The organism is Antiquaquibacter metalliresistens, from assembly GCF_029211225.1.
Lineage (GTDB): Bacteria > Actinomycetota > Actinomycetes > Actinomycetales > Microbacteriaceae > Rhodoglobus > Rhodoglobus metalliresistens.
The window spans coordinates 40,967-64,678 of sequence record NZ_JARGEM010000005.1 but is presented as its reverse complement, the minus strand read 5'-3'; the positions used below and the strand labels follow the sequence as shown (position 1 = coordinate 64,678).

At 69.5% G+C, this 23,712-nt stretch carries 25 protein-coding genes; 5 read left to right on the top strand and 20 right to left on the bottom strand.

Annotated features, from left to right (window positions below):
- Positions 1–12 precede the first annotated feature (12 nt).
- Positions 13–1,410, top strand: a complete 1,398-nt coding sequence (locus PYV02_RS10295; protein WP_420833616.1) for a class II fumarate hydratase — start codon at positions 13–15, stop codon at positions 1,408–1,410.
- 15 nt (positions 1,411–1,425) lie between these two features.
- Here the strand turns inward: PYV02_RS10295 and PYV02_RS10290 are convergent, their stop codons facing one another.
- The 6 genes from PYV02_RS10290 to PYV02_RS10265 form a co-directional block, all read right to left on the bottom strand.
- A complete protein-coding gene (locus PYV02_RS10290; RefSeq protein ID WP_275758825.1) occupies positions 1,426–2,187 on the bottom strand; it encodes a hypothetical protein in 762 nt (253 codons plus the stop codon).
- A 16-nt stretch (positions 2,188–2,203) separates the two neighbouring features.
- Entirely contained in the window at positions 2,204–3,253 is a 1,050-nt protein-coding gene (locus PYV02_RS10285) for a hypothetical protein (protein WP_275758823.1), read from the bottom strand.
- A complete protein-coding gene (locus PYV02_RS10280) occupies positions 3,250–3,558 on the bottom strand; it encodes a PadR family transcriptional regulator (protein ID WP_275758821.1) in 309 nt (102 codons plus the stop codon). The genes PYV02_RS10285 and PYV02_RS10280 overlap by 4 nt, the downstream gene beginning before the upstream one ends.
- Before the next feature lie 40 nt (positions 3,559–3,598).
- A complete protein-coding gene (locus PYV02_RS10275; RefSeq protein ID WP_420833615.1) occupies positions 3,599–4,951 on the bottom strand; it encodes a PhoH family protein in 1,353 nt (450 codons plus the stop codon).
- A gap of 176 nt (positions 4,952–5,127) precedes the next feature.
- Positions 5,128–6,252, bottom strand: coding sequence for an aminotransferase class V-fold PLP-dependent enzyme (locus PYV02_RS10270; RefSeq protein WP_275758819.1), 1,125 nt, complete (start codon positions 6,250–6,252; stop codon positions 5,128–5,130).
- On the bottom strand, positions 6,249–7,034 hold the full coding sequence (locus PYV02_RS10265; RefSeq protein ID WP_275758817.1) for an isoprenyl transferase: 786 nt from the start codon (positions 7,032–7,034) through the stop codon (positions 6,249–6,251). Before PYV02_RS10265 ends, PYV02_RS10270 begins: the two co-directional genes overlap by 4 nt.
- Before the next feature lie 63 nt (positions 7,035–7,097).
- Here PYV02_RS10265 and trhA point away from each other — a divergent pair, with 63 nt between their 5' ends.
- Complete coding sequence (trhA, locus tag PYV02_RS10260; RefSeq protein ID WP_275758815.1) at positions 7,098–7,841, top strand: PAQR family membrane homeostasis protein TrhA; 744 nt, start codon at positions 7,098–7,100, stop codon at positions 7,839–7,841.
- Here the strand turns inward: trhA and PYV02_RS10255 are convergent.
- Positions 7,822–8,055: a hypothetical protein gene (locus tag PYV02_RS10255; RefSeq protein WP_275758813.1), complete on the bottom strand. Its 234-nt coding sequence runs from the start codon at positions 8,053–8,055 to the stop codon at positions 7,822–7,824. The two genes, trhA and PYV02_RS10255, sit on opposite strands and share 20 nt — an antisense overlap.
- 53 nt (positions 8,056–8,108) lie before the next feature.
- Here PYV02_RS10255 and PYV02_RS10250 point away from each other — a divergent pair, with 53 nt between their 5' ends.
- Both PYV02_RS10250 and greA read left to right on the top strand, forming a co-directional pair.
- Positions 8,109–8,510, top strand: coding sequence for a DUF4307 domain-containing protein (locus PYV02_RS10250; RefSeq protein ID WP_275758811.1), 402 nt, complete (start codon positions 8,109–8,111; stop codon positions 8,508–8,510).
- A gap of 64 nt (positions 8,511–8,574) precedes the next feature.
- Positions 8,575–9,063 (top strand): transcription elongation factor GreA, encoded by a 489-nt coding sequence (greA, locus tag PYV02_RS10245; protein WP_275758809.1) that lies wholly within the window; start codon positions 8,575–8,577, stop codon positions 9,061–9,063.
- A 59-nt stretch (positions 9,064–9,122) separates the two neighbouring features.
- On the opposite strand, the gene ilvA is transcribed toward greA, so the two are convergent.
- Genes ilvA through PYV02_RS10215 form a run of 6 tightly spaced genes read right to left on the bottom strand, consistent with a single transcriptional unit; the run spans position 9,123 to position 15,422 of the window.
- Positions 9,123–10,358, bottom strand: coding sequence for a threonine ammonia-lyase (ilvA, locus tag PYV02_RS10240; protein WP_275758807.1), 1,236 nt, complete (start codon positions 10,356–10,358; stop codon positions 9,123–9,125).
- Positions 10,351–11,499 (bottom strand): AI-2E family transporter, encoded by a 1,149-nt coding sequence (locus PYV02_RS10235; RefSeq protein WP_275758805.1) that lies wholly within the window; start codon positions 11,497–11,499, stop codon positions 10,351–10,353. The genes ilvA and PYV02_RS10235 overlap by 8 nt, the downstream gene beginning before the upstream one ends.
- A gap of 9 nt (positions 11,500–11,508) precedes the next feature.
- Positions 11,509–12,594, bottom strand: a complete 1,086-nt coding sequence (locus tag PYV02_RS10230) for an ABC transporter ATP-binding protein (RefSeq protein ID WP_275758803.1) — start codon at positions 12,592–12,594, stop codon at positions 11,509–11,511.
- The gene (locus PYV02_RS10225) at positions 12,591–13,406 is read right to left on the bottom strand and encodes an ABC transporter permease (protein ID WP_275758801.1); all 816 of its coding nucleotides are present in this window, start codon (positions 13,404–13,406) and stop codon (positions 12,591–12,593) included. Before PYV02_RS10225 ends, PYV02_RS10230 begins: the two co-directional genes overlap by 4 nt.
- The gene (locus PYV02_RS10220) at positions 13,403–14,299 is read right to left on the bottom strand and encodes an ABC transporter permease (protein ID WP_420833626.1); all 897 of its coding nucleotides are present in this window, start codon (positions 14,297–14,299) and stop codon (positions 13,403–13,405) included. The genes PYV02_RS10225 and PYV02_RS10220 overlap by 4 nt, the downstream gene beginning before the upstream one ends.
- Complete coding sequence (locus tag PYV02_RS10215) at positions 14,289–15,422, bottom strand: ABC transporter substrate-binding protein (RefSeq protein WP_275758799.1); 1,134 nt, start codon at positions 15,420–15,422, stop codon at positions 14,289–14,291. The genes PYV02_RS10220 and PYV02_RS10215 overlap by 11 nt, the downstream gene beginning before the upstream one ends.
- A gap of 148 nt (positions 15,423–15,570) precedes the next feature.
- On the opposite strand from PYV02_RS10215, the gene PYV02_RS10210 reads away from it, so the two are divergent.
- Positions 15,571–16,749 carry a winged helix-turn-helix domain-containing protein gene (locus PYV02_RS10210; protein WP_275758798.1) on the top strand — a complete coding sequence of 393 codons (1,179 nt, stop codon included), beginning with the start codon at positions 15,571–15,573 and terminating at the stop codon, positions 16,747–16,749.
- A 205-nt stretch (positions 16,750–16,954) separates the two neighbouring features.
- Here PYV02_RS10210 and PYV02_RS10205 read toward each other — a convergent pair whose 3' ends face one another.
- The 7 genes from PYV02_RS10205 to PYV02_RS10175 form a co-directional block, all read right to left on the bottom strand.
- Positions 16,955–17,827, bottom strand: a complete 873-nt coding sequence (locus PYV02_RS10205) for a M48 family metallopeptidase (protein ID WP_275758796.1) — start codon at positions 17,825–17,827, stop codon at positions 16,955–16,957.
- A 73-nt stretch (positions 17,828–17,900) separates the two neighbouring features.
- Positions 17,901–18,467, bottom strand: coding sequence for a LemA family protein (locus tag PYV02_RS10200; protein ID WP_275758795.1), 567 nt, complete (start codon positions 18,465–18,467; stop codon positions 17,901–17,903).
- Between the two features lie 33 nt (positions 18,468–18,500).
- Entirely contained in the window at positions 18,501–19,907 is a 1,407-nt protein-coding gene (locus PYV02_RS10195) for a GH1 family beta-glucosidase (protein WP_275758792.1), read from the bottom strand.
- Positions 19,904–21,211: a D-arabinono-1,4-lactone oxidase gene (locus PYV02_RS10190; protein ID WP_420833625.1), complete on the bottom strand. Its 1,308-nt coding sequence runs from the start codon at positions 21,209–21,211 to the stop codon at positions 19,904–19,906. Before PYV02_RS10190 ends, PYV02_RS10195 begins: the two co-directional genes overlap by 4 nt.
- A gap of 2 nt (positions 21,212–21,213) precedes the next feature.
- On the bottom strand, positions 21,214–22,440 hold the full coding sequence (locus tag PYV02_RS10185; RefSeq protein ID WP_275758788.1) for an amino acid deaminase/aldolase: 1,227 nt from the start codon (positions 22,438–22,440) through the stop codon (positions 21,214–21,216).
- A complete protein-coding gene (locus PYV02_RS10180) occupies positions 22,437–23,039 on the bottom strand; it encodes a TetR/AcrR family transcriptional regulator (RefSeq protein ID WP_275758786.1) in 603 nt (200 codons plus the stop codon). Before PYV02_RS10180 ends, PYV02_RS10185 begins: the two co-directional genes overlap by 4 nt.
- A gap of 257 nt (positions 23,040–23,296) precedes the next feature.
- On the bottom strand, positions 23,297–23,647 hold the full coding sequence (locus tag PYV02_RS10175) for an ArsR/SmtB family transcription factor (protein ID WP_275758784.1): 351 nt from the start codon (positions 23,645–23,647) through the stop codon (positions 23,297–23,299).
- Between the last annotated feature and the right edge of the window lie 65 nt (positions 23,648–23,712).

Sequence of the window (23,712 nt, the reverse complement as noted above, 5' to 3'; positions counted from 1 at the left end):
GACCACGACGCAGTGAGCACCGAGACCGAATACCGCATCGAGCACGACACCATGGGCGAGGTGCGCGTGCCAGCGAGCGCCCTCTACGCCGCGCAGACCCAGCGCGCGGTGGAGAACTTCCCGATCTCCGGCGCCGGGCTCGAGCCCGCGCAGATCGTGGCCCTCGCCCGCATCAAGCGCGCGGCCGCCAAGGTGAACGCGGAGATGGGCATCCTCGACAAGGACATCGCCAAGGCGATCGTCGGGGCGGCGGACCGCATCATCGCCGGCGAGCACCACGACCAGTTCCCGGTCGACACCTACCAGACCGGCTCCGGCACCTCCTCGAACATGAACATGAACGAGGTGCTCGCCACCCTCGCCACGAGTGCGCTCGGCTCGACCGTGCACCCCAACGACCACGTCAACGCCTCGCAGTCCTCCAACGACGTGTTCCCCACCTCCGTGCACGTCGCGGTCACCGCGGCCCTGCTGCACGACCTGATCCCGGCCCTCGAGCACCTCGCGGTCGCCCTCGAGGCGAAGGCCGAGCTGTGGAAGAACGCGGTGAAGGCCGGTCGCACCCACCTGATGGATGCGACTCCGGTCACGCTCGGCCAGGAGTTCGCCGGCTACGCCCGCCAGGTGCGGCTCGGCATCGAGCGCATCCAGTCCGCGATCCCCCGCGTCGCGGAGGTGCCGCTCGGCGGCACCGCGACCGGCACCGGCATCAACACCCCGCTCGGTTTTCCGCAGAAGGTGATCGCCGAGCTCGCCAAGGACTCCGGCCTGCCCGTGACCGAGGCGTTGGACCACTTCGAGGCGCAGGGCGCGCGCGATGGGCTGGTCGAGGCATCCGGTGCACTGCGTGTGATCGCCGTGAGCCTCACGAAGATCTGCAACGACCTGCGCTGGATGGGCTCGGGCCCGAACGCCGGCCTCGGCGAGCTGCACATCCCCGACCTGCAGCCCGGGTCGTCGATCATGCCCGGCAAGGTCAACCCGGTGATCCCCGAGGCCGTGCTCATGGTGTGCGCCAAGGTCATCGGCAACGACGCCACCATCGCCTGGGCCGGCGCCTCGGGCAGCTTCGAGTTGAACGTTGCGATCCCGGTGATGGGCACCGCGCTGCTGGAGTCGATCCGGCTGCTCGCCAACTCCTCGGTGGCGCTCGCCGACAAGACCATCGACGGGCTGCAGGCCAACCTGGTGCGCGCGCTCGCGCTCGCGGAGTCGTCCCCGTCGATCGTCACTCCGCTGAACAAGTTCATCGGCTACGAGAACGCGGCCAAGATCGCCAAGCACTCGGTGGCGAAGTCGATGACCGTGCGGGATGCCGCGATCGACCTCGGCTTCGTCGAGCGCGGCGAATTGACGCTCGAGCAGCTCGACACGGCGCTCGACGTCATGTCGATGACGCACCCGGGCTGAGTCGGTCCGGCCGGATCAACCCGGCGCGTGAACGTAGTCGATGGGCTCGGCCGCGAGGTTCTGCACCTCGCGGTCGCCCACCGGCCCGGTGAGTTGCACGGGAATCAGCAGTGATCCCGTGAGCGGATCGTCGACGCGGCAGGATGCCGCATGGTCGACCGGTGCCCCCGCTGGGTCGTCCGGCGCACCGTAGTACACCCCGATCTGCACCGTGGTCTCGGTCTCGATGACCACGATCTCCCGGGGGATGCACAGGATCGGCCCGCGGACGTGCACGAGGAGGTTCGAGGCGCCGAGCGCCGAGGTGCCCTCCTCCGGTTCGGCGCCCTCGAGGCCGAGTGGCTCCGGATCGCCGAGCAGGGTGTAGCCGCGCAACTCGAGCAGGTAGCTCGGGATGCCGTCGTCGAAGTCCTGGTAGCCCAGCGCCGGAATCTCGACGAGGCCCTCGGGCGGCGCGCCCAGGTTGAGGGACACGCGGTCGAGCAGGTGCGGTGCGGGCGAGCCCCACATGAGCTGCAGCGGCGTGCGCGGCGGCGGCGGCTTGGGCATGTTCGAGACCACCGAGGTCGCGCCGACGATCCCCACGACGGCCAGCCCGACCACCCCGATGCCCGCGCTCAGGCGCAACCAGCCGAAGACCGCGCCGCCCGGCTCGTCCCGGTGCGGATCCGCGACGCTCCACGCGCGAAGGATCCGCCACTGCCCGCGCGGCGCCACGAGCCCCCAGAGCAGGAGCACCCCGAGTGTCGCGGCGATAGTCCCGAACACCCACGCCATGAGTAGACCTTACGTTCTATTCACGAGGTTCGGCGACCGCACTCGCGGGAGGACCGGGAACGAGCGCCAAGAGCACGGCGGGAATCCCGGCCGCGACCGCGATGACGATGAGCGCCCGACCGGTGCCGGCGGTGTCCCCGCCGCTCGTGGCGAAGGCGTCGGCGAGCGACATGCCCATCGAGAATCCCGCCACCCAGACCGAGAACCCCGCGCCGGCCACCGCCGCCAGACCGATGCCGATGACGCGCCGGGTGCTGAAGGCGTCGCGGAACCGTCGCCCGGGCATCACCGTCGCGACGAGCAGCGCGACGCCGGAGGCGACCACGGTGATCGCCCACATCACGGGCATCACCGGGGACGCGGACTCGCCTGCGGCGGCGAGGCCCGCATAGATCTCGTCGAGGCTCAGGTGCGGCAGCTTGGCGAGCGGGTTCCAAACGAAGATGTGCAGCAGGCCGACCGCCGCCATCCCGATCAGGACGACCGCGAAGCCGAGCGCCACGGGCACGATGCCGCGCCGATCCCCCGGGTGCGGGCGCATGTTCGCGAGGACGGCCGCACCGATCACCCCGGCCCCCGCGGCCAGGAACACGATCAGCACCGCGGCGGAGAGCAGCGCGACGCCGGTGGCCGCGACGACGAGGGGACCGAGCACCAGCGCCACGAGCGCCGTGACCGGTGCCGGCCACGACACGGCTCCCGCGGCGGCGCGCACCAGCATGAGCGCGCCCAGCACGAGGGGCGCGAAGGCGAGCCAGGGCAGCGCGCCCCCGAAGACGCCGGCGAGCCACAGTCCCGCGAGCAGCACCGCCCCCACCCCGAACACCGCGAGGCCCCAACGGGCGCGTCGCGCCGCCAGGGCGCCGACGCTCAGCCCGGTCACAACCGGATCGTCGCGATCGATCGTCGTCGCCGTCGCGACCGCCCCGAGCACGACGTGCGACGGACGCACGCCGGCCTCGGCGGCATACCCCAGGTCGGCCAGCCACTCCTCGCGGTACCGCGCCCGCACGAGCGGCGGCAGGGTCGCTGCGACGGCGACCACGATCCGTTCGGCGGCGCTCACGGCTGCACCGTTCGTGCGTGGGCACGCGGCGCCGGGCGGCGGGCCGCCACGAGCTGTCGCGCCTGCGCGGCGCCATCGGTGGTCACCCGATAGAGGCGCCGGCGGGGGCCGCTACGCGCGGCATCCTCGTCCCACGCGGACTCGACCCACCCGGCGCGCTCGAGCCGCTCCAGGATCGGGTACACGCTGCCCGCGGGCCGGCCGGTGGCCTTGACCAGGCGCAGGCCCCACACGGGGTCCGCGCTGTCGATCAGGGCCTCGAGCACGTCGAGGGTGGCGTCGGTGACGCGACTGAGAGGGAGCATCCCCCAACTCTAGCTATATAGAGATGGGGGATGCCACCGCTCAACTCAACTCGTTCGACTCCAGCATCTCGGTCACGAGCGCGGCGATCGCGGAACGCTCCGACCGCTGCAGCGTGATGTGCCCGAACAGCGCGTGACCCTTGAGCGTCTCGATCACGCTCGCCACGCCGTCGTGCCGGCCGACGCGCAGGTTGTCGCGCTGCGCCACGTCGTGGGTGAGCACGACCCGCGAGTTCTGCCCGATGCGGCTCAGCACCGTCAGCAGCACGTTGCGTTCCAGGGACTGCGCCTCGTCGACGATCACGAAGGCGTCGTGCAGGGACCGCCCGCGGATGTGCGTCAGCGGCAGCACCTCGAGCATGCCGCGTTCGATCACCTCGTCGAGCACGTTCTGCGAGACCACCGAGCCGAGCGTGTCGAACACCGCCTGCGCCCACGGGTTCATCTTCTCCGCGGCGTCACCCGGCAGGAAGCCGAGCTCCTGCCCGCCGACCGCGTACAGCGGACGGAACACCATGATCTTGCGGTGCTGCTGCTTCTCGAGCACCGCCTCCAGGCCCGCACACAGGGCGAGCGCCGACTTGCCGGTGCCCGCACGGCCGCCGAGCGAGACGATGCCGACCTCGGGATCGAGCAGCAGGTCGATCGCGAGCCGCTGCTCGGCCGAGCGGCCGTGCAGCCCGAAGATGTCACGGTCACCGCGCACCAGGCGCAGCTGGCCCCGACCGGTCACGCGGCCGAGCGCCGAGCCCCGATCGGAGTGGATGACGAGACCCGTGTTGACCGGGAGGTCCTCCACGAGGCGGGTGTGCAGCACCTCCTCGTCGTAGAGCTTGGACATCTGCTCCGAGCCGAGGTCGAGCTCGGCCTGGCCGGTGAAGCCGGAGTCCACGGCGAGCTCGGCCCGGTACTCCTCCGCGGCCAGGCCGATCGAGGCGGCCTTGACGCGCAGCGGGAGGTCTTTGGAGACGACCGTGACATCCAGCCCGTCGTTGGCGAGGTTGAGCGCGACGGCGAGGATGCGCGAGTCGTTGTCGCCGAGCTGCAGGCCCGAGGGCAGCACCGACATGTTCGAGTGGTTGAGTTCGACCCGCAGCGAACCGCCGTCGCCGACGGCGATCGGGAAGTCGAGACGCTCGTGCTTGATGCGCAGCTCGTCGAGATTGCGCAGGGCCTGACGGGCGAAGTACCCGATCTCGGGATCGTTGCGCTTGGCCTCGAGCTCGGTGATGACCACGACCGGCAGCACGACGTGGTGCTCGGCGAATCGCAGCACAGCCTTCGGATCGGAGAGCAGCACCGAGGTATCGAGCACGAAGGTGCGTTCGAGCTGGCCCGTGCGCCCTCCATTCGACTCGTGCTTGGTCGGCTGGGAGTTGGCGAGCTCGGTCACGTGTGCCCCATCCCCGGGAGCATGCGTTCCCGGATCCTGTTGCGAAACGGCCGCGTTGTGATCGCGAGGACGAACTTACGTGGCCGTCCCGGCCGGGCGCCATGCCCGACGATTCGACGCTAGGCGTTTCGTGAGTCGAGCTTATGACCGACACACCGCGTTGTGTGTCGCGGAGGTTAAACGTTGATCGCGGTCGCGAACGACACGAAGGCCGCCCGCAGCATCGAGAAGGTCTCCTCCTCGGTCGTCACGTGCGGGCTGATGCGCACCGATCCCCCACGCGAGGTGACGGTGAGGCCGTGATTGTGCAGCGATGCCGTCAGCACCGTGAGCTGGTCCGGCTCCGGCGTGATGACCACGATCCCCGCGCGCTCCGCCTCGTCCCGAGAGGATGTCACGGCGATGCCGAACTCGTCCGCGAGATCGATCACCCGGCTCGTGCGGTGCGCGAGATGCTCGGCGATCACGGGCACCCCCACCGCCGCGATCTCCTCGAGCGCCGCGGCGAACCTCGCCTGCGCGATGGGATCCGGGTTGGAGACGACGAAGGCTCCGACGCCGTGCGTCGGCGGCGGCACCTCGTCGAGCGGCATGCCTTCGGCGTCCGTGCCGGGGAAGCCGGAGAGCACCGGCCGGATACGCTCGATCGCTCGATCGCTCATCGCCAGGAACCCGGTGCTCCAACCGGCGCGCACCCACTTCTGACCTCCGGAGACGACGACGTCCGCGAACTCGTAGGGCGCGTCGACGGTGGTGAAGCCCTGGGTGGCATCGACGATCAGCAACCGGTCGCCGATCACCTGCCGGATGCCCTCCAGATCGGCCAGGGCGCCCGTGCGGAAGTCGACGAGGCTCACCACCACGGCGCTGGTCTTCTTCGTGAGCTGCCGCCGCACCGTGCCCGGAGTGACGCGACCGTGATCGGTCTCGAGCCACTTCGGACGCACCGCGGCCAGCGCCTCGTGCGCTCGCACCACTGCCACCGTGTTGCTCGGAAACTCACCGGGCGACAGCGCGACCTCCCCGTCGAGCCCGAAGATCACCTGCATCAGACCCGAACTCGTGTTGGGCTGGAAGACGATGCGGTCGGCCGGAAAGTCGATGATCGCGGAGACCGCCGCGCGCACGCGCGAGTCCTGATCGGCGAGGTTGCCGAACGAGCCGAAGCGGGATCGGGCCTGAAGCGCGAACATCGCGCTGGACTCCTCGAGCACCGTGGTGCCGACCGGACCGTGATGGGCGAAGTCCAGGAACCCCGGCTCCTCCTCGAACCGTGCGATGAACTCGTCGATGCTCGTCACTGTCCGAACCTCCGTTGACGTCGTGAGAAGGCCCGCAGCGCGCGCAGGAAGTCCACCTCGCGCAGGTCCGGGCCGAGCGCCTCCATGAAGTAGAACTCGCTGTGCGCGCTCTGCCACAGCATGAAGTCGCTGATGCGCTGCTCCCCGGAAGTGCGGATGATGAGGTCCGGGTCCGGCTGCCCGCCGGTATACAGGTGGTCGGCGATGAGCTCGGGCGTGAGTACGTCGGCCAGGTCGTCGAGCGTGCCGCCCTGGATGCCGTGACTGCGCACGATGCTGCGCATGGCATCCGCGATCTCCCGACGACCGCCGTAGCCGATGGCGAGGTTCACGTGCAGACCGGTGTTGTGCTTGGTGCGTTCCTCGGCTCGATCGAGCTTGTCCACGAGCGCGGCGGGCAGCCCGTCGTTGGAGCCGACGTGCTGGATGCGCCAGTCGCGGAAGTGCGAGAGGTCTTCGGCCAGGTCGCCGATGATCTCGAAGAGCTGCGCGAGCTCCTCGGCGGAACGGCCGGTGAGATTGTCGGTCGACAGCAGGTAGAGCGTGGCGACACCGATGCCGAGATCGTCACACCACTCCAGGAACTCGCGGTACTTCGCGGCACCGGCGCGATGACCGTGTGCAGCCGTCTCGAGTTCGCGCAGCCTCGCCCAGCGGCGGTTGCCGTCGATGATCATCGCGACGTGATGGGGTCTGGGCTGCCCGACCAGCTGTCGGCGCAACCGCTGCTGGTAGATGTCGTAGAGCAACCCACGCCCCAGGTGCACTCGACGCCCGCTCACAGGCCTACGTTAGTCCAAGCGGGCGTACAGGTATGGGCCGACGCTGGGCCGTAGGCTTGCGGCATGACGCCGGCGACCGACCCCGAAACGGAAGCCGCGGTGGAGACCGAGCCCGCGGCAGACCTCCCGAATCTTCCCCTGCTCGACGACGAGATCACCTACGCCGCCGACCAGAAGCCCTCCTGGCGCGGCTGGATCCATGCGGCGACCTTCCCGCTCGCGATCGCGCTCGGTATCGTGCTGGTCGTCATGGCCGACGGGACCGCCGCCAAGGTGAGCTCCGCGATCTTCTTCGCGAGTTCGTTGCTGCTGTTCGGCACGAGCGCGCTGTACCACCGCATCGACTGGAGCCCGCGGGTCAAGGCGGTCTTCAAGCGCATCGACCACGCCAACATCTTCCTGCTGATCGCCGGTTCGTACACCCCGATCTCCGTGCTCGCCCTGCCGCCCGAGAAGGCCACGCTGCTGCTCTGGCTGGTGTGGAGCGGTGCCGCGCTCGGCATCGGGTTCCGGGTGTTCTGGGTGGGAGCGCCGCGCTGGCTGTACGTGCCGCTCTATGTGCTGCTCGGATGGGCGGCGATGATGTTCATCGTCGACTTCTTCCAGAACGCGCCGGTCACGATGATCCTGATCATCGCCGGCGGCCTGCTCTACACCGTCGGGGCGGTGTTCTACGGCCTCAAGCGACCCAACCCGTTCCCCGGCAAGTTCGGCTTCCACGAGCTCTTCCACACCTGCACCCTGCTGGCGTTTCTGTGCCACTGGACCGGCATCTTCCTCGTGGCGGTCAATCCTCCGGTGCTGTAGCCCGCTCGGCCTCGATCTCGGCACGCACCTGCTCGCGATAACGCACCCGACGGATGCGACGCACCATGTCGATCACGAGCGCGATGGTCGCGACGGCGATCAGCAGGGTCACCGCGAAGCCGATCGCTCCCGGGGTGACGAGGTTCTCGTCGATCTCCGGCGCCGGAGTGGGTTCCGTGGCGAGCCACAGGATGGCCGCGGTGAGCTGGTGCATCGGTCCTCAGGGTTCGTGTCGATAGCCTTGAGTCAAGACTACGGGAGCACGCAGTGAACCAGCAGAACAGGCTCGACGACCGCTACGGGCGCACTCCCGGGGCCGCGCGCCGCACCCGCTGGATCGCGCTCGGCGCGGCCGTGGCCTTCGTCGCGGTGTTCGCGGCCTGGCTCGTCTGGGCGGGCCTCGGCGGCACGGGGGCGCAGTTCGAGGCGAAGGACACCGGCTACGAGGTGATCGACGATCGCGCCGTCACGGTGCACTGGAGCTTCACCATCCAGCCCGGCACGCCTGCCAGATGCGCCGTGCAGGCGCTCAACTCGTCGTTCGGCATCGTGGGCTGGAAGGTCGTCGAGGTGCCGGCATCCGATCGCATCACGCGCAGCATCACCGAGACCGTGCTCACGACGGAACTCGCGGTAACCGGGTTGATCTACCGCTGCTGGCTCGCCTAAGCTTGGGGATTCACTTGAGAAACCGGCCCACGACGGCCGGTTTCGCTGCTGTTAGGAGTATCCCGTGGCCAACGACAACGCGGTCACCTGGCTGACCCAGGAGGCCTTCGACCGACGCACCGCCGAGCTCGAGCACCTCACCGGCGAGGGGCGGGCGGAGATCGCCAAGAAGATCGAGGCGGCGCGCGAAGAGGGCGACCTCAAGGAGAACGGCGGCTACCACGCCGCCAAGGAGGAGCAGGGCAAGATCGAGGCGCGCATCCGCGTGCTCACCGAGCTGCTGCGCTCCGCGAAGGTGGGCGAGGCTCCGGAGTCCACCGGCGTGGTCGAACCCGGCACCCTCATCACGGCGACGATCCTCGGCGACGAGTCGACGTTCCTCATCGGCAGCCGCGAGATCGTCGGCGACAGCGACCTCGACGTCTACAGCGAGGGCAGCCCGCTCGGCACCGCGATCATCGGCATGAAGGTCGGCGAGGAGACGAGCTACACGGCGCCGAACGGCAAGTCGATCCCCGTGAAGATCCTCAAGGTCGAGACCTACGTTCCGTAGCGGGTCACGGCCGCGCTCGGCACCGGGTCGCTCGACCACGGTGACCGAGCGAATTCGGATCAGAAGTCGACGCGGGGTTCGAAGCCGTCGGCGCGCAGCACCTCGAGCACGTGCTCGGCGTGCGCCGGGCCACGGGTCTCGATGTGCAGCTCCAGTTCGACCTGACTGATCTGCAGACCGCCGTTGTGGCGGGTGTGCAGCACCTCCACGACGTTGGCGTTGGCCTCGGCGACGAGGGCGGACACCCTCGCGAGCTGCCCCGGGCGATCGGGCAGCGGGATGCGCAGCTTCAGGTAGCGCTCCGAAGCGCCCAGCCCGTGGCTGATCACGCGCTCCATCATGAGCGGGTCGATGTTACCGCCGGAGAGCAGTACGACCGTGGTGCCCGTGTCGCGCAGCTGCCCGGACAGGATCGCCGCCACGCCCACGGCCCCGGCGGGCTCCACCACGAGTTTCGCGCGTTCGAGCAGCACGAGCAGCGCCCGCGCGGTCTCGTCGTCGCTGACGGTGATGATCCCGTCGACGACCTCGCGCACGATGCCGAAGTTCAGCACACCCGGTTTGTTCACCAGGATGCCGTCCGCGATCGTCGGCAGCGTCACGATCTCGGTCGGCTCACCCCGCTCCAGTGAGGGCGGGTAGGCGGCGGCGTTGGCGGCCTGCACACCGATGACCCGCACCGTGCGCCCGTCGAGGGCGGCCCGCTGCTTGATCGCGCTCGCGACGCCGGAGATCAGACCGCCGCCGCCGATCGGCACGACGACGGTGTCGAGGTCGGGCCGCTGGTCGTAGATGTCCAGGCCGAGCGTGCCCTGCCCGGTGACGATGTCCAGGTGGTCGTAGGGGTGGATGAAGACCGCGCCGGTGCGTTCGGCGAAGGCGGCGGCGGCCTTCAGCGAGCCGGCGACGTCATTGCCCTCGAGCACGACATCCGCACCGTAGTGCTTGGTGGCCTGCAGCTTCGGCAGCGCGACGCCGACGGGCATGAAGATGGTGGCCCGGATGCCGAGCTCCCGCGCCGCGAACGCGACGCCCTGGGCGTGGTTGCCCGCGGAGGCCGCCACCACTCCCCTGGCCTTCTCCTCGTCGGTGAGGCGGGAGAGCCGGTTGTAGGCGCCACGGATCTTGTACGAGCCGGTGCGCTGCAGGTTCTCGCACTTGAGGTACACCGGCGAGCCGAGCACGGCGGAGATCGAGGCGGAGTCCTCCATCGGGGTGGCATGCACCACCGAGGCGACCCGGTCGCGCGCCTCCTGGAAGTCGGCGAGGCTTGGCCCCACGAGGTTCTCAGGCACTGGGGAAGATCTCCTTCGCGGTGGGGTTCGGGTTGGTGCGCCAACTGCCACTGGAGATGGTGTGCACCATGACGTTGGCGACGGCGACGACCGGCACCGCGAAGAGCGCGCCGGCGATGCCGCCGATGTACGATCCGGCGGCCACCGCGAACACCACGGCGAGCGGGTGCACCTTGACCGCGGTGCCCATGACGAGCGGTTGCAGCACGTGTCCCTCGACCTGCTGCACGAGCAGCACGATGCCCAGCATGATGAGCGCCGGCAGCGGGCCCAGGTAGACGAGGGCGACGAAGGCCGCGATGGCCCCCGTCACGACCGCCCCGACCACGGGGATGAAGGAACCGAGGAACACCGCGATCGCGATCGGGATCACCAGCGGGAAGCCACCGAAGACCAGGCCCAGGATCCACGCGCCGAGACCGATGCCGATCGCGTCGACCGCGGCGACGAAGATCTGCACCTTCACGAAGGTCGTGAGCGTCACCCAGCCCGCGCGACCCGAGCCGTCGACCGCGGGGCGGGCGCGCTTCGGGAACAGGCGAACGATCCAGGCCCAGATGCCCTTGCCGTCGATGAGGATGAACAGGGTCGCGAACAGGGTCAGCAGCAGGCCCGCGAGCACGTGGCCGGCGGTCGAGCCCACGGACAACGCACCGTTGATGAGGGCCTGGCTGTCACGCTGCACGGCCTCGACGAGCGAGGCGATCCAGGCGTCGAACTCGGTGTCGTCGATGGCGAACGGCGAGGTCACGAGCCAATCGCGGAAGTCCTGGAATGCCGCCAGGGACCGATCCTGAAGGTCCGGGTACCCGCTGCGGATCTGAGCGACGACGACGATGATGAGCCCGGTGACGATGGCGATGGTGCCGACCATCGCCATCGTCACCGCGAGCCACTTCGGCCAGCGGTGGCGCTGCAGCCACTGTACGAACGGCACGAGGAGCGCCCCGATCAGCACCGAGATCATGAACGGGATCGCGATGTACCTGAACTGGATGAACACGTAGATGAAGACCGCGAGCACACCGAGCACGAGCAGGATTCGCCACGAGTACGCCGCGGCGATCTTGAGCCCGACGGGAACCGTCTGCTCGACATCGACCGGCGCCGGTTCGAGCTTCTTCGACCGCGAAAGTGCCATTGCGCAAGTCTAGGCGCGCGATACCGCCGAAACCGGCGCCCCCTTCAAGCGCAGCTTGACCTCGGTGCCGGGCTCGAGTCTCGTGTCGACCTCGTGCTGCACCGACAGCAATGAGTCGTCGTCGAGCCGCACCTGGGTGCGGCGCAGCGACCCCAGAAAGCTCGAGGCGACGACGACGGCGGGGATGCCCTTGCTGCGGGCACTCTCGATCGTGACATCCTCGGGGCGCACGTAGGCGGTGACCGGTCCGTCGGCCAGGCGGGGACCGAGCAGCTCGAGCTCGGCACCGTGCACGAGCACCTTGCCGCCCACGACCTCGGCCGCGACGCGGTTGCTCAACCCGACGAAGTCGGCGACGAACGCGCTCGAGGGCGTGGTGTAGAGCTCCTCGGGGGTACCGATCTGCTCGATGACGCCGTCGCGCATGACCGCGACCCGGTCGGCGACGGCGAGCGCCTCCTCCTGGTCGTGGGTGACGAAGACGGTCGTGATGCCGAGCTCGGTCTGGATGCGGCGGATCTCCTCGCGCAGCTGCACGCGCACCTTGGCGTCGAGCGCGCTCAGCGGCTCATCGAGCAGCAGCACGCGCGGACGCGTGACCAGGGCGCGGGCGAGCGCGACGCGCTGCTGCTGGCCGCCGGAGAGCTGGTGGGCGAACCGGGCCCCCAGGTGACCGAGGCCGACCATCTCGAGGGCTTCGGCGGCGCGCACGCGCCGCTGTGCCGCGGGGACCTTGCGCATCCTGAGCCCGAACTCGACGTTCTCGAGCACGGTCATGTGCGGGAACAGGGAGTAGGACTGGAAGACCATGCCCATGTCGCGCTTGTTGGTGGGCACGTCCGCGACATCCTCGCCGTCGATGAGGATGCGGCCCTCGTCGATGCCCTCGAGCCCCGACAGCGCGCGCAGCGCCGTGGTCTTGCCGCAGCCGGAGGGGCCGAGCAGTGCCACGAACTCCCCCGGCCGGATGGCGAGGTCGATCGAGTTGAGCGCCCGGTGCCCCGCGAACGACTTCACGACTCCGGCGAGTTCGACGGTGGCGCCGGCGAGCGGCTCGGCGCTGATCGCCGGTGCGATGGGGATGCTGTTGGTCATTTGGCACCTTTACGTGAGGTCGAACCGACTCGACCGATGATGAGAAGCAGGAGGAAGGCGAAGAGCAGCGACAGCAAGGCGAAGATGGCCGCGATGAACGGGTCCGCCTTGCTGGTGAGCAGCAGCGCGGTCTGCAGGTTCACCCGGTTCAGCAGCGACGCGATCGTGAACTCGCCCAGCACCACCGCGACGGAGATGAACGACGCGGCGAGCAGCCCTCGCCGCAGGTTGGGCACGATCACCCGCAGCAGCACCGTGGGCCAGCCGGCCCCGAGGGAGCGCGCGGCCTCGCTGAGCGTCTTGACGTCGATCGAGTCGAGGTTCGACTGGATCGCCCGGTAGGCGTAGGGCAGCACGAGCACGCCGTATGCGAAGGCCAGGGTCCACACGCCGCTGCCGAAGATGCGCGAGACCACGCTGTAGACCGGTGCGAGACCGACGACGAGCACGATCGCGGGGATCGTGATGGGCAGCAGGCAGACGAACTCCAGCAGTCGGCGCAGGTGCGGGAACGACAGCTTGACGAGCACCATCGTCGGCACGAGCAGCACGAGCATGATGGCCACCGTGACGGCGGCGAGCACGAGCGAGTTGCCGATCGCCACCCACAGCTGCCGGTACTCGGGACCGAGCTGGCCGGTGAACACGGCGATCCAGCGGTCGAACGTGTACCCGCCCGCGAGCCCGCCGCGCAGCGTGAACTCCACCATGCTGATCATCGGCAGGGCGAAGATCAGACCGACGACGCCGAGGATCACCCAGCGCGTGACACGGCTGGGCGCCGGCGAGTGCCGCACGACCTCGCGGCTCATCGCTGCCACCTCGAAGCGCGGCGCTCGAGCTGGGAGTACAGCACCATCACGACGGCCATCACCACGATCATCCCGAGCGCCAGTGCGCCGGCGAGGTTCTCGCGGCCGAGCACCGTCTCGCTCGTGAGCGCGGCGCGGATCTGCAACGGCACGATTCCCTGCCCCTGACTGGTGAGCGCTGCGGCGGTCGCATACGAGGAGAACGAGTTGGCGAACAGCAGCAGCAGCGAGCCGATGAACGAGGGCAGCAGCACCGGGATGCCGATGCGCCACCAGTAGGTGCGTCGCGTGCCGCCGAGGGTCGCGTTCGCCTCCGACCACTGCGGCTTGAGCGCCTCGAGGGCCGGCAGGAAGACGATGATCATGAGCGGTACCTGGAAGTAGATGTAGGGCAGCACGAGCCCGGGAACCTCATACAGCCAGACCCCTTCGGCGAAGATGTCGATGCCGAACTGGTTTAGCAGGATGACGCGCAGCAGCCCCTGCACGCCGATGAGCGACACGAATGCGAACGCGAGCATCACGCCGCCGAACTGGGCGAGCACACCGCTGGCCGAGTCGACGATCGAGCGCAGGGCCCCATCGGGTTTGGTCTCGATGAGCGCGTAGCAGACGATCGCACCGATCACGGCGCCGATGACGGCCGTGAGGGCCGAGAGCCAGATCGAGTTCCAGAACGTGGTGAGGATGACGGGGTCGCCGAGCGCGGTGAGGTTGTCGAACGTGAACGCGCCGTCGCCGTCGAACAGGCCGGTGAGCACGGCGAGCACCGTGGGCAACCCAAGAAAGAGCAGAACATAGACGCCGAAGGGCGCCAGACCGAGGTACCGCACCAGCGGTGCCCCGCGACGAATGCGTCGCGGGGCACCGGCTGCGGTGGTGTTACTGGACAGCAGCTGCCCACTTCTCGCCGAGGAGCGCGCCGGCGGCCTCGCTCTGCTCGGCCGTCGGAACGACCGTCTCACCCTCGACCACGGGCAGTGCCGCGAAGAGGTCCTCGTCGATCGTGCCGGCCGCCGCCATGGCGTCGGCACGCACCGGGCGGGCGCCACCCTTCAGCCAGAGGTTCTGCACCTCGTCGCTGTAGAGGAACTCCTGCCAGAGGCGCGCGGCCGCGGGGTGCGGAGCGTCCACGTTCACGGCCTGGTTGTAGTAGCCGGCGTAGGCGGTGCCGGGGAAGACCACGACCTCCCAGTTGCGCTGGCCCTCGAGGCCCGCCGCGTAGCCCGCGTTCAGGTAGTCCCAGTCGAAGACGACGGGGGTCTCACCCGAGGCGATGGTCGCGTCGGTCGGGTCGATCTTCAGGAAGTTGCCGGCGGCGTTCAGCTCGTGGAAGAAGTCGATGCCAGCCTGGAAGTCGTCCAGGGTGCCGTCGTTCTGCACGGTCGCCATGCCGACCGCGGCGAACGCCGCACCGGCCTGGGTCGGGTCGCCATTGATGGCGACCTTGCCGACGTAGTCGGCGCCGAGCAGGTCCTGCAGGGACTCGGGAGCCGGCACCGCGTCGGGGTCGTAGCCGACCGACATGTAGCCGCCGTAGTCACCGACGAACAGGCCCGAGGCCTCCTTGAGCGCGTCCGGGATGTCGGCCCAGTTCTGCACCTTGTAGGGCGCGAACTGGTCGGTGTTCGCGAGCGCGACCGCGAGGCCGACGTCGAACACGTCGGGCGCGGTGTCCTGACCGGCGAGGCTCTGCGCGGCCTGGATCTCCTCGGCGCTCGACGCGTCGGGGCTGGCCTCGGTGATCGTGATCTCCGGGTAGCGCTCGGCGAACAGGTCGAGGATCTCGCCGTAGTTGGCCCAGTCGCGCGGGAGGGCGATGACGTTGAGGGCGCCCTCGGCCTTGGCGGCGGCCTCGAGGCCGGCCAGGTCGCCGAACGCCGAGATGTCGGTGGCGGTGGCGGCGTCGACGTCACCGGCGGGAGCGGACGTGCTGCAGGCGCTGAGCGTGATCGCGGTCGCGGCGACGAGCGCCGCACCCACGAGGATGCGCTTCGTGAACAAGGGTTCCTCCATCGGGCTCCGGTCGCCCGCGCTGTGTTGCGGGCAGAGGAAACCGGATGCCTCCTCCGCGACGCTATTCACGCCGGATGCCCTGATGGCATCCCGCGGGTGAACGCCCGGCGAACGGGGCATGTCTGCACCCGCCGCTATCGTCGAAGGCGTGGTCGAGAGCATCTCCGCTGAGCAGGCGCGACGCATCGCCCTCGCCGCCCAGGGCTTCGGCAGGCCGCCGGCCACGGTCGGCACCCGTCAGTTGAATCTCGCGCTGAAGCGGCTCGCGGTGCTGCAGCTCGACTCGGTGAACGTGTTCGAGCGCAGCCACTATCTGCCGCTCTACGCGCGGCTGGGGCCGTACGACAAGACGCTGCTCGATCGGTTGACCTTCTCGCCCCGGTCCGGATACACCGAGTACTGGGCTCACCAGGCCGCGGTCATCCCGCTCGAGCATCGACCGCTGTGGCACTGGGCGATGGAGAAGTGGCGCGGAGACAAGCACTTCCTGCCCTGGGCGACCGAGAACCCGCAGATGCTCGACTTCCTGCGCGCCGAACTGCGCGAGAAGGGTCCGCTCACCGCGGGCCAGGTCGAGCACGACGCCAACCGACGCAAGGGACCGTGGTGGGGGTGGTCGGACGTCAAGACCGGACTCGAGACCCTGTTCTTCTGGGGCGAGGTGGTCGTCGCGGGACGCACCCGATTCGAGCGGCGATACGACCTCGCGGAGCGGCACGTCTCCCCCGAACTTCTGGGTCGGGAGGTGTCGAAGAACGACGCGGTGCGCGAACTCGTGCGACTCGGCTCCCGCGCCCTGGGGGTGGGTACGGTCGGCGACATCGCCGACTACTACCGGCTGCTCCAGGCGCCCACCAAAGCAGCCATCCGCGACCTCGTCGATGCGGGCGAACTCCTTCCGGTGACGGTGCGCGGCTGGGATGCCCCCGCCTACCTGCACCGGGATGCCCGAATCCCCCGCCGCGTCGAGGCGGCCGCGCTGCTCTCCCCCTTCGATCCCATCGTCTGGGAGCGCGACCGGGCGCTGCGGATGTTCGGCTTCCACTACCGCATCGAGATCTACACGCCGGCACCGCAGCGCAAGTACGGGTACTACACGATGCCGTTGCTGATCGACGAGGCGCTCGTGGGACGCATCGACCTCAAGTCCGATCGGCAGGCGGGGGTGCTGCGGGTGCAGTCCGCGTGGCGGGAGCCCGGGGCATCCGTCGACCTGGATCGGGTGACCGCACTGCTGCGGCAGACGGCGGCATGGCAGGGGCTGGAGCGCATCGAGGTCGCGGAGTGGGGAGACCTCGCAGCCGGTCTGCGTGCGGCGTTGGGGTAGGTGCGCTTGGGGCGCGTCCGCATCGGTCGTGCACCGCGCAGCGCGCAGCGTCGTGCACGCATTCCGTCGGGGCACGGGCGTGTCACCGCGCCTGCGCGGCGTGTCGAGGCGGATCCGTGCAGTTGCGCACCCACCGCATCGCAGCGCGCGTGGGTGAGTGCGTACCGTCGACGAGACCGGGCGCGACGCTCCGGAGGGCAGGCCCCTAGAACCCGCTGCCGATCTGCCCGAGCCGCTTGATGCGCTCGGCGATGGGCGGGTGGGTGGCGAACAGCCGGTCCATGAACCCGGGCTTCATCGGGTCGCTGAACCACATGTGCGCCATCGTCGAGTTCTGCCGCACCATGGGGCGGCCGTAGGCGCCGATCTTCCCGAGCGCCGAAGCGAGGGCATCGGGATGCCGCGTGGTGAGTGCACCGGTCGCGTCGGCGAGGTACTCGCGCTGCCGGGACACCGCGGCCTGCACCACGGCGGCCACGAGCGGCGCCACCAGGAACGCGACGAGGCCGAAGACCAGCACCACGGGATTGTTGTTGTTGTTATTGCGCCCGAAGAACGCGAAGCGCAGGAACATGTCGGCGATGAAGCCGACCGCGACCACGAGACCGAAGACGATCATCGAGACGCGGATGTCGTAGTTCTTGACGTGCCCGAGCTCGTGCGCCATGACGCCCTCGAGCTCGTCGTCGGTGAGCAGATCGAGGATGCCGGTGGTCGCCGCCACGGAGGCGTGCTGCGGGTCGCGACCGGTCGCGAAGGCGTTGGGCGCGGCATCCGGCACGATGTAGACCTTCGGCATCGGCATGCCCTCGGTGATCGCGAGGTTCTCGACGATGCGATACAGCCGCGGGTTGTCGGCCTTCTGGATCTGCCGCGCACCGCTCATGGTGATCGCCAGCCCGCTCGCCGCGAAGTACTGGAACAGCGCATACGCGGTCGAGACCACCAGGGTGATGACGACGATCGTGATGTCGTTGTAGATCGCGCTCGCGAGCCATCCCAGCGCGCCGATGATCAACACGAACAGGATGATGATGAAGACGGTGTTGCGCTTGTTCTTGGCTATCGCGCGGTACATCGAGAGGCCTCCGGAAAGAGAACGGTGATCGAGCCTGCCGAGATGGCGGCGGGCCCGATCACCGAAGGAAGAATCAGAACTGAACGCGGGGCGGTTCCGCGATGGCGGCCGAGTCGGCGACCTCGAAGAACTCGCGCTCGTGGAAGCCGAGACCGCGCACGAAGAGCGTGTTCGGGAAGACCTTGATCTTGGTGTTCAGCTCGCGCACGCCACCGTTGTAGAAGCGACGGCTGGCCTGGATCTTGTCCTCGGTGTCGACGAGTTCCTGCTGCAGCTGGAGGTAGTTCTGGTTGGCCTGCAGCTGCGGGTACGCCTCCGCGACCGCGAAGATCGACTTGAGGGCCGCCTGCATGTGGTTCTCGGCGACGGCGGCGTCCGCGGGGCCCTGAGCGCTGAGGGTCTCGGCGCGGGCCTTCGTCACGTTCTCGAAGACGGCCTTCTCATGGGCGGCATAGCCCTTGACCGACTCGATGAGGTTCGGGATGAGGTCAGCACGGCGCTTGAGCTGCACCGTGATGTCGCTCCAGGCCTCGTCGACGCGCACGTTGAGCGTGACCAGGCCGTTGTAGGTGGCCCACAGGTAGCCGCCGACGATGACGACGAGCAGCACGATGACGCCGATGACGATGAGGATCTCCATGGCGCCAACTATAGACGAGTGCCGCGGTGCCGCCTATGTCCGCTGCCTGAGCAACTGCTGCACGAATGCATACGACGACTTGGGAGTGCGCTTCAGGGTGTCGAAGTCGACGTGCACGATGCCGAAGCGCTGGGTGTAGCCGGCGGCCCACTCGAAGTTGTCCATGAGCGTCCAGATGAAGTACCCGCCGACATCGACGCCGGGGGCTCCGGCGGCCGCGACCGCGATGTGGGCCGCGAGGTAGTCGATGCGATCCTGGTCGTGGACGCGGCCGTCGGCATCCGGCACGTCGGCGAAGCTCGCACCGCCCTCGGTGACGACGACGGGTGGCAGGCGGTCCCCGTAGCGCTCGCCGAGCTGTGCCAGCACGACCCCGAGGTAGTCGGGCGCGATGGGCCAGCCGAACCCGGTCTGCGGGAACTCCGGCCACGACTTCAGGTGGAACGGCGCCCGATCCATCGCCTCGGAGACGCCGTCGGGCGTTCCGGTGCCCGCCGGTGCCGGACCGGCGGCGACGCGGGTCGGGAAGTAGTAGTTGAGCCCGTAGAAGTCCAGCGGCACCGACATGAGTTCGAGGTCGCGCTTGCGGGTGCGGGTGAGCAGCCGCAGTGCGGCCCCGAGCGCGCCGGTGCCGCGCGGCACCGCAGCGTCGCGACCGAGCAGCACGGGGTCGGCGAAGATGCGGTTGTGCAGGTGGTCGAACAGCTGCGCGTAGGCACGGTCGCCGGGCGAGTCGCTGGCGGGCACCACGGCGGTGTGCACGTTGGTGATGCCGATGCGACCCCGCACGGGAACCGAGCGCAGCGCCTGCACCGCCAGGCCGTGGCCGATGAGCAGGTTGCGGGAGACGGGCACCACCGACAGGCTCTTGCCGAGGCCAGGCGCGTGCAGGTCGAGCGCATAGCCCTCGAGCGTGATCGTCGCCGGCTCGTTCAGGGTCACCCAGGAGTCCACGCGATCGCCGAACGCCTCGCCCGCGATCCGTGCATACTCGCCGAAGCGCTCGGCGGTCTCTCGCTTGCGCCAACCGCCCTTGCGCTCCAACTCGATCGGGGTGTCCCAATGGAACAGCGTGGCCATCGGCCGGATGCCGGCCGCGAGCAGTTCGTCGAGCAGCCGGTCGTAGAAGGCGATGCCCTTCGGGTTGACCGGCCCCGAACCGCCCGGCTGGATGCGCGGCCACGACAGCGAGAACCGGTAGGCGTCGAGTCCGAGCTCGCGCATGAGCGCGACGTCCTCCGGATAGCGGTGGTAGTGATCGGTGGCGACGCGGGCGTTCGAGCCGTCGATGATCGCACCCGGGCGCTCGGTGAACTCGTCCCAGGACGAGCGACCACGACCGTCCTCGTCCACCGCGCCCTCGATCTGGAACGCCGCGGTCGCCGCCCCGATGACGAACCCGGGCGGCAGGTTCGCCGCGAGCGACGTCGCGTCGCTCATCGTCCGAGCACCCGGTCGAGGTAAGGGTTCGCGAACAGGCGGTCGGGGTCGAGCCGATCGCGCACGGCGAGGAAGTCGCCGAACCGCGGATACACCGACGCCAGGTACTCCGCATCCCGCGTGTGCATCTTGCCCCAGTGCGGCCGTCCGCCGAAGCCGACCATGATGTCCTCCACCGCAGCGAAGTACTCGGTCGGGTCTTTGCGCCAGTGGCGGTGCACCGCGATGTAACCGGTCGCACGCCCGGAGGCCGTCGAGAGCCACAGGTCGTCGGGCGCGGAGGCTCGCACCTCGATCGGGAACTCGATGCGCCAGCCCCTACGGTCGATGAGGTCGCGCACCGCCCGCACGGCCTCGGGGACCGCCTCGACGGGGATCGCGTACTCCATCTCCTTGAAGCGCACGCGCCGGGGACTCGTGAACACGTCGGGCGAGCGGTCGGTGAACTCCCGGTTGCCGGAGAGGTTGGTTGCGAGGCGGTTGATGCCCGGGATGGCGGCGGGGAACGCGCGACCGATCGCCACGAGCATCCCGAACACCTCGTTGTCGAGGAATCCGTCTTCGAGCGCCTCGCGCACCGGGCCGAGGGGCTTGCGCTCGGCATCCCCGGGCAGGCGGGTGTTGGTCTTGGTCAGCACGCGGTCGGAGTGCGGCCAGACGTAGAACTCGAAGTGATCGCTCGTGGCAAGACGCTCCGGCCACTGCGCGAGCACCTCGTCGATGGGTGCCGGCCTCTCGAGGGCGTGCAGCACGAACTCCGGCACGCACTCGACCGTCACCTCGACGAGCACGCCGAGCGCCCCGAGCCCGAGGGCGACCGCGGGCAGCAGGTCGGCGTGCTCGGTGGCGCTCACGGTCAGCAGCTCACCGTTCGCGGTCACGAGCTTCGCCGCGCGGATGCGCGTGGCCAGCCCCCCGAACGCCGCGCCGGTGCCGTGCGTGCCGGTCGAGGTGGCGCCGACGATGGTCTGCCGATCGATGTCGCCCATGTTCTCCAGCGCCAACCGCAGCGGCGCGAACAGGGCCGGCAGTTGATACAGGTTGGTTCCGGCGCCGAGCGTGACGAGATCGCCATCGACGCCGAGCACGCCGTCGATGGCGGCGATGTCCAACCGCACGCCCTCGGTCGCGGCGATCGCGGTGAAGCTGTGCCCCGCCCCGATCGGCTTCACGGTGAGGCCCCGCTCGCGCGCGAACCGCACGGTCTCGACGACATCGTCGATGGATGCCGCGCGCGCAACGAACTCGGGCGTCGCCGCCTCCGACCGACCCCAGTTGCGCCATGCGGCGCCCGGTGCGATCACGCTCATAGGAATGCCTTGTCCTCTCCACGGTAGGTCGGAATCGTCTCGACGATGCGGTCGCCGTCGACGACCGCGAACTCCTGCAGGTGCTCGGCGAGCTCGCCCGCCTTGGTGTGCCGCAACCAGACGCGGTCCCCGACGCCGAGGTCGCGGGCGGGCGGGCCGCTGACGGGTGACTGCACCTCGCCGGCGCCCTCACGGCCGAGGTAGTGGAGGCCTTCGGGCCAGGCGAGCTGGGGCATCCGGTCGGGGGCCGGCGGGCCGGATGCGATCCAGCCGCCGCCGAGCAGCGTCGCCACCTCGGGGCTCGGTTTGCGCACCACGGAGAGCGCGAACGATGCCGCCGGTGCCGGACTGAAGTGACTGTAGGAGTCGAACAGGTGCGGGCCGAACAGCCCGCTGCCCGCGGCGATCTCGGTCACCGAGGGGTCGGCGGAGGTGCGTTCGAGCGAGCCTGTGCCGCCGCCGTTGACGAACTCGAGCTCGGTCAGCGACCGCAGCATCGCCACGACGGCACCCCGGCGCTCGCGGAGCTCGGCCGTCGAGTTGCGCTGCATGTAGTCGACCACGCGGCCGAGCACGGGCTTGCCCGGCGGGCGGTTGACGACGCCGGCGATCTGGGCCTCGTAGGCCATCATGCCGACGAGCCGGAAGCCCGGGCGGGCGAGGATCGCCTCGGCGAGCGCGCGGGCCTCGTCCACGGTGTGCACGGGCGAGCGGTGCACCCCCAGTGTGCCCAGCAGCCGGGAGCGCCATGACGCGTCCAGTTCGATGGCGACGCGGATCGGCTCGCGCTTGCCGGGCGGCAGCACCGCATCCACCACGTCGAGCTGGGCGACGGAGTCGACCATGAGGGTGACGCGTCGGGCGAGCTTCGGGTCGGTGCCGAGGGTGCGGATCGCGGCGCGGTCCACGCTCGGGTAGCCGACCACGACATCCTCGATCGTCTCGGCGAGCCAGAGCGCCTCCGGCAACGTGTAGGAGAGCACCCCGGCGAAACCGGGTAGGGCGAGCACCGCGTCGATCACGCCGCGCACCCGCACCGACTTGCTCGCGACCCGGATGGTGGTGCCGTTCGCTCGCCGCAGCATGTCGTGGGCGTTGTGGGCGAGGGCCGGCCGGCTGATGACGCCGAACGGCGTGTCGAGCTCGGCGGTGGCGGCGGCGAGACCGCCCCAGTATCGCGCCGGGTTGAGCCAGCTGGCTTCGGTGGGCTGGGTGAGGTTCATGTGGATGCTCCGGTCGGTTCTGCAAGGGCCGCGAGCGCGTCCGCGGCGAGGTCGAGGGTTCGGGCGGCGGCCGCGTCGTCGCGGTCGGCGAGCCAGCCGAGCGTCACACCGTCGGTGATCGTGATGACCATGCGGGCGATCTCGGCGACCGGCACCGTCCACGAGGCGTTCGCCGCGGTGGCCGCCTCGACGATGAGGGATTCGGCGGCGGCGCGATAGCTCGCCCACTGCTGGCGCACGAGCGGCTCGAGGCCGGGGGTGCGCATCGCGTATTGCATGATTTCGAGCAGCGCGAGTTCCTGCACGGGGTCGCGCACGATGATCTCGAGGTAGGTGTGCAGGCCCGCCCGCAGCGAGGTGCGCAGGTCGGGGCCGACGGCGGTCGCAATCGACTCGCGCTGAGCGCCGACGACGTGGGCGACGAGTTCGCTCATCATCTCGTCGTGGGACCGGAACACGTAGTGGAAGCTGGCCAGCGACATCCCCGCCTCGGAGACGATGGCCCGCGTGGTGGCGGCGGGCACGCCACCACGCGCGATCACTCGCAGGGCTGCCCCGACGAGGTGCTCGCGCCGTTGTGCCGGTGGGATGCGCGCCATGCTCTCCGTTCTGGGTCAACTGTCCCAGACAATCGTCCGAGCGGCAAGGGTCGCGGGCCCGCGCCGTCCGGGCCGCGCAGTTCGGGCCGCGCAGTTCGGGCCGCGCAGTTCGGGCCCGCGCCATTTCGGGCCCGCGCAGTTCGGGCCCGCGCCATTTCGGAGGACGGCGCGCCGACAGGGGCGCTCGACACGCGCCGCAGCGGCGTGTCGTCCTCCGCTTTGGTGAGCTGGGCGGCATCGGCACCGCGCGCGCGGATTCAGGCGGTGACGAGCAACCGCGACAGGGAGTCCAGGGCGCCCGGCACGAGCGCGTAGTAGGCCCAGGTGCCGCGCTTGGAGCGGGTAAGGAAGCCCGCCTCCGTGAGTACCTTGAGGTGGTGCGAGACGGTGGGTTGCCCGATGTCGAGTGGCTCCGTCAGGTCGCAGACGCACGCCTCCTGGCCCTCGGATGCGGCGATGATCGACACGATGCGGAGGCGCGCCGGGTCGGCGATCGCCTTCAGCACCCTGGCGAGATCCTCGGCCTGCTCCGCGCTGAGCGGGTCTCGCGTCAGGGGCGCGCAGCAGTTCGCCGCCTCGATCACGGGCAACAGGGTGGGGGTACTCATGCATCGATAGTAATAGATATTGACAACCATCGATAGAGCCGCGCATACTCATCGACAGTGATCGA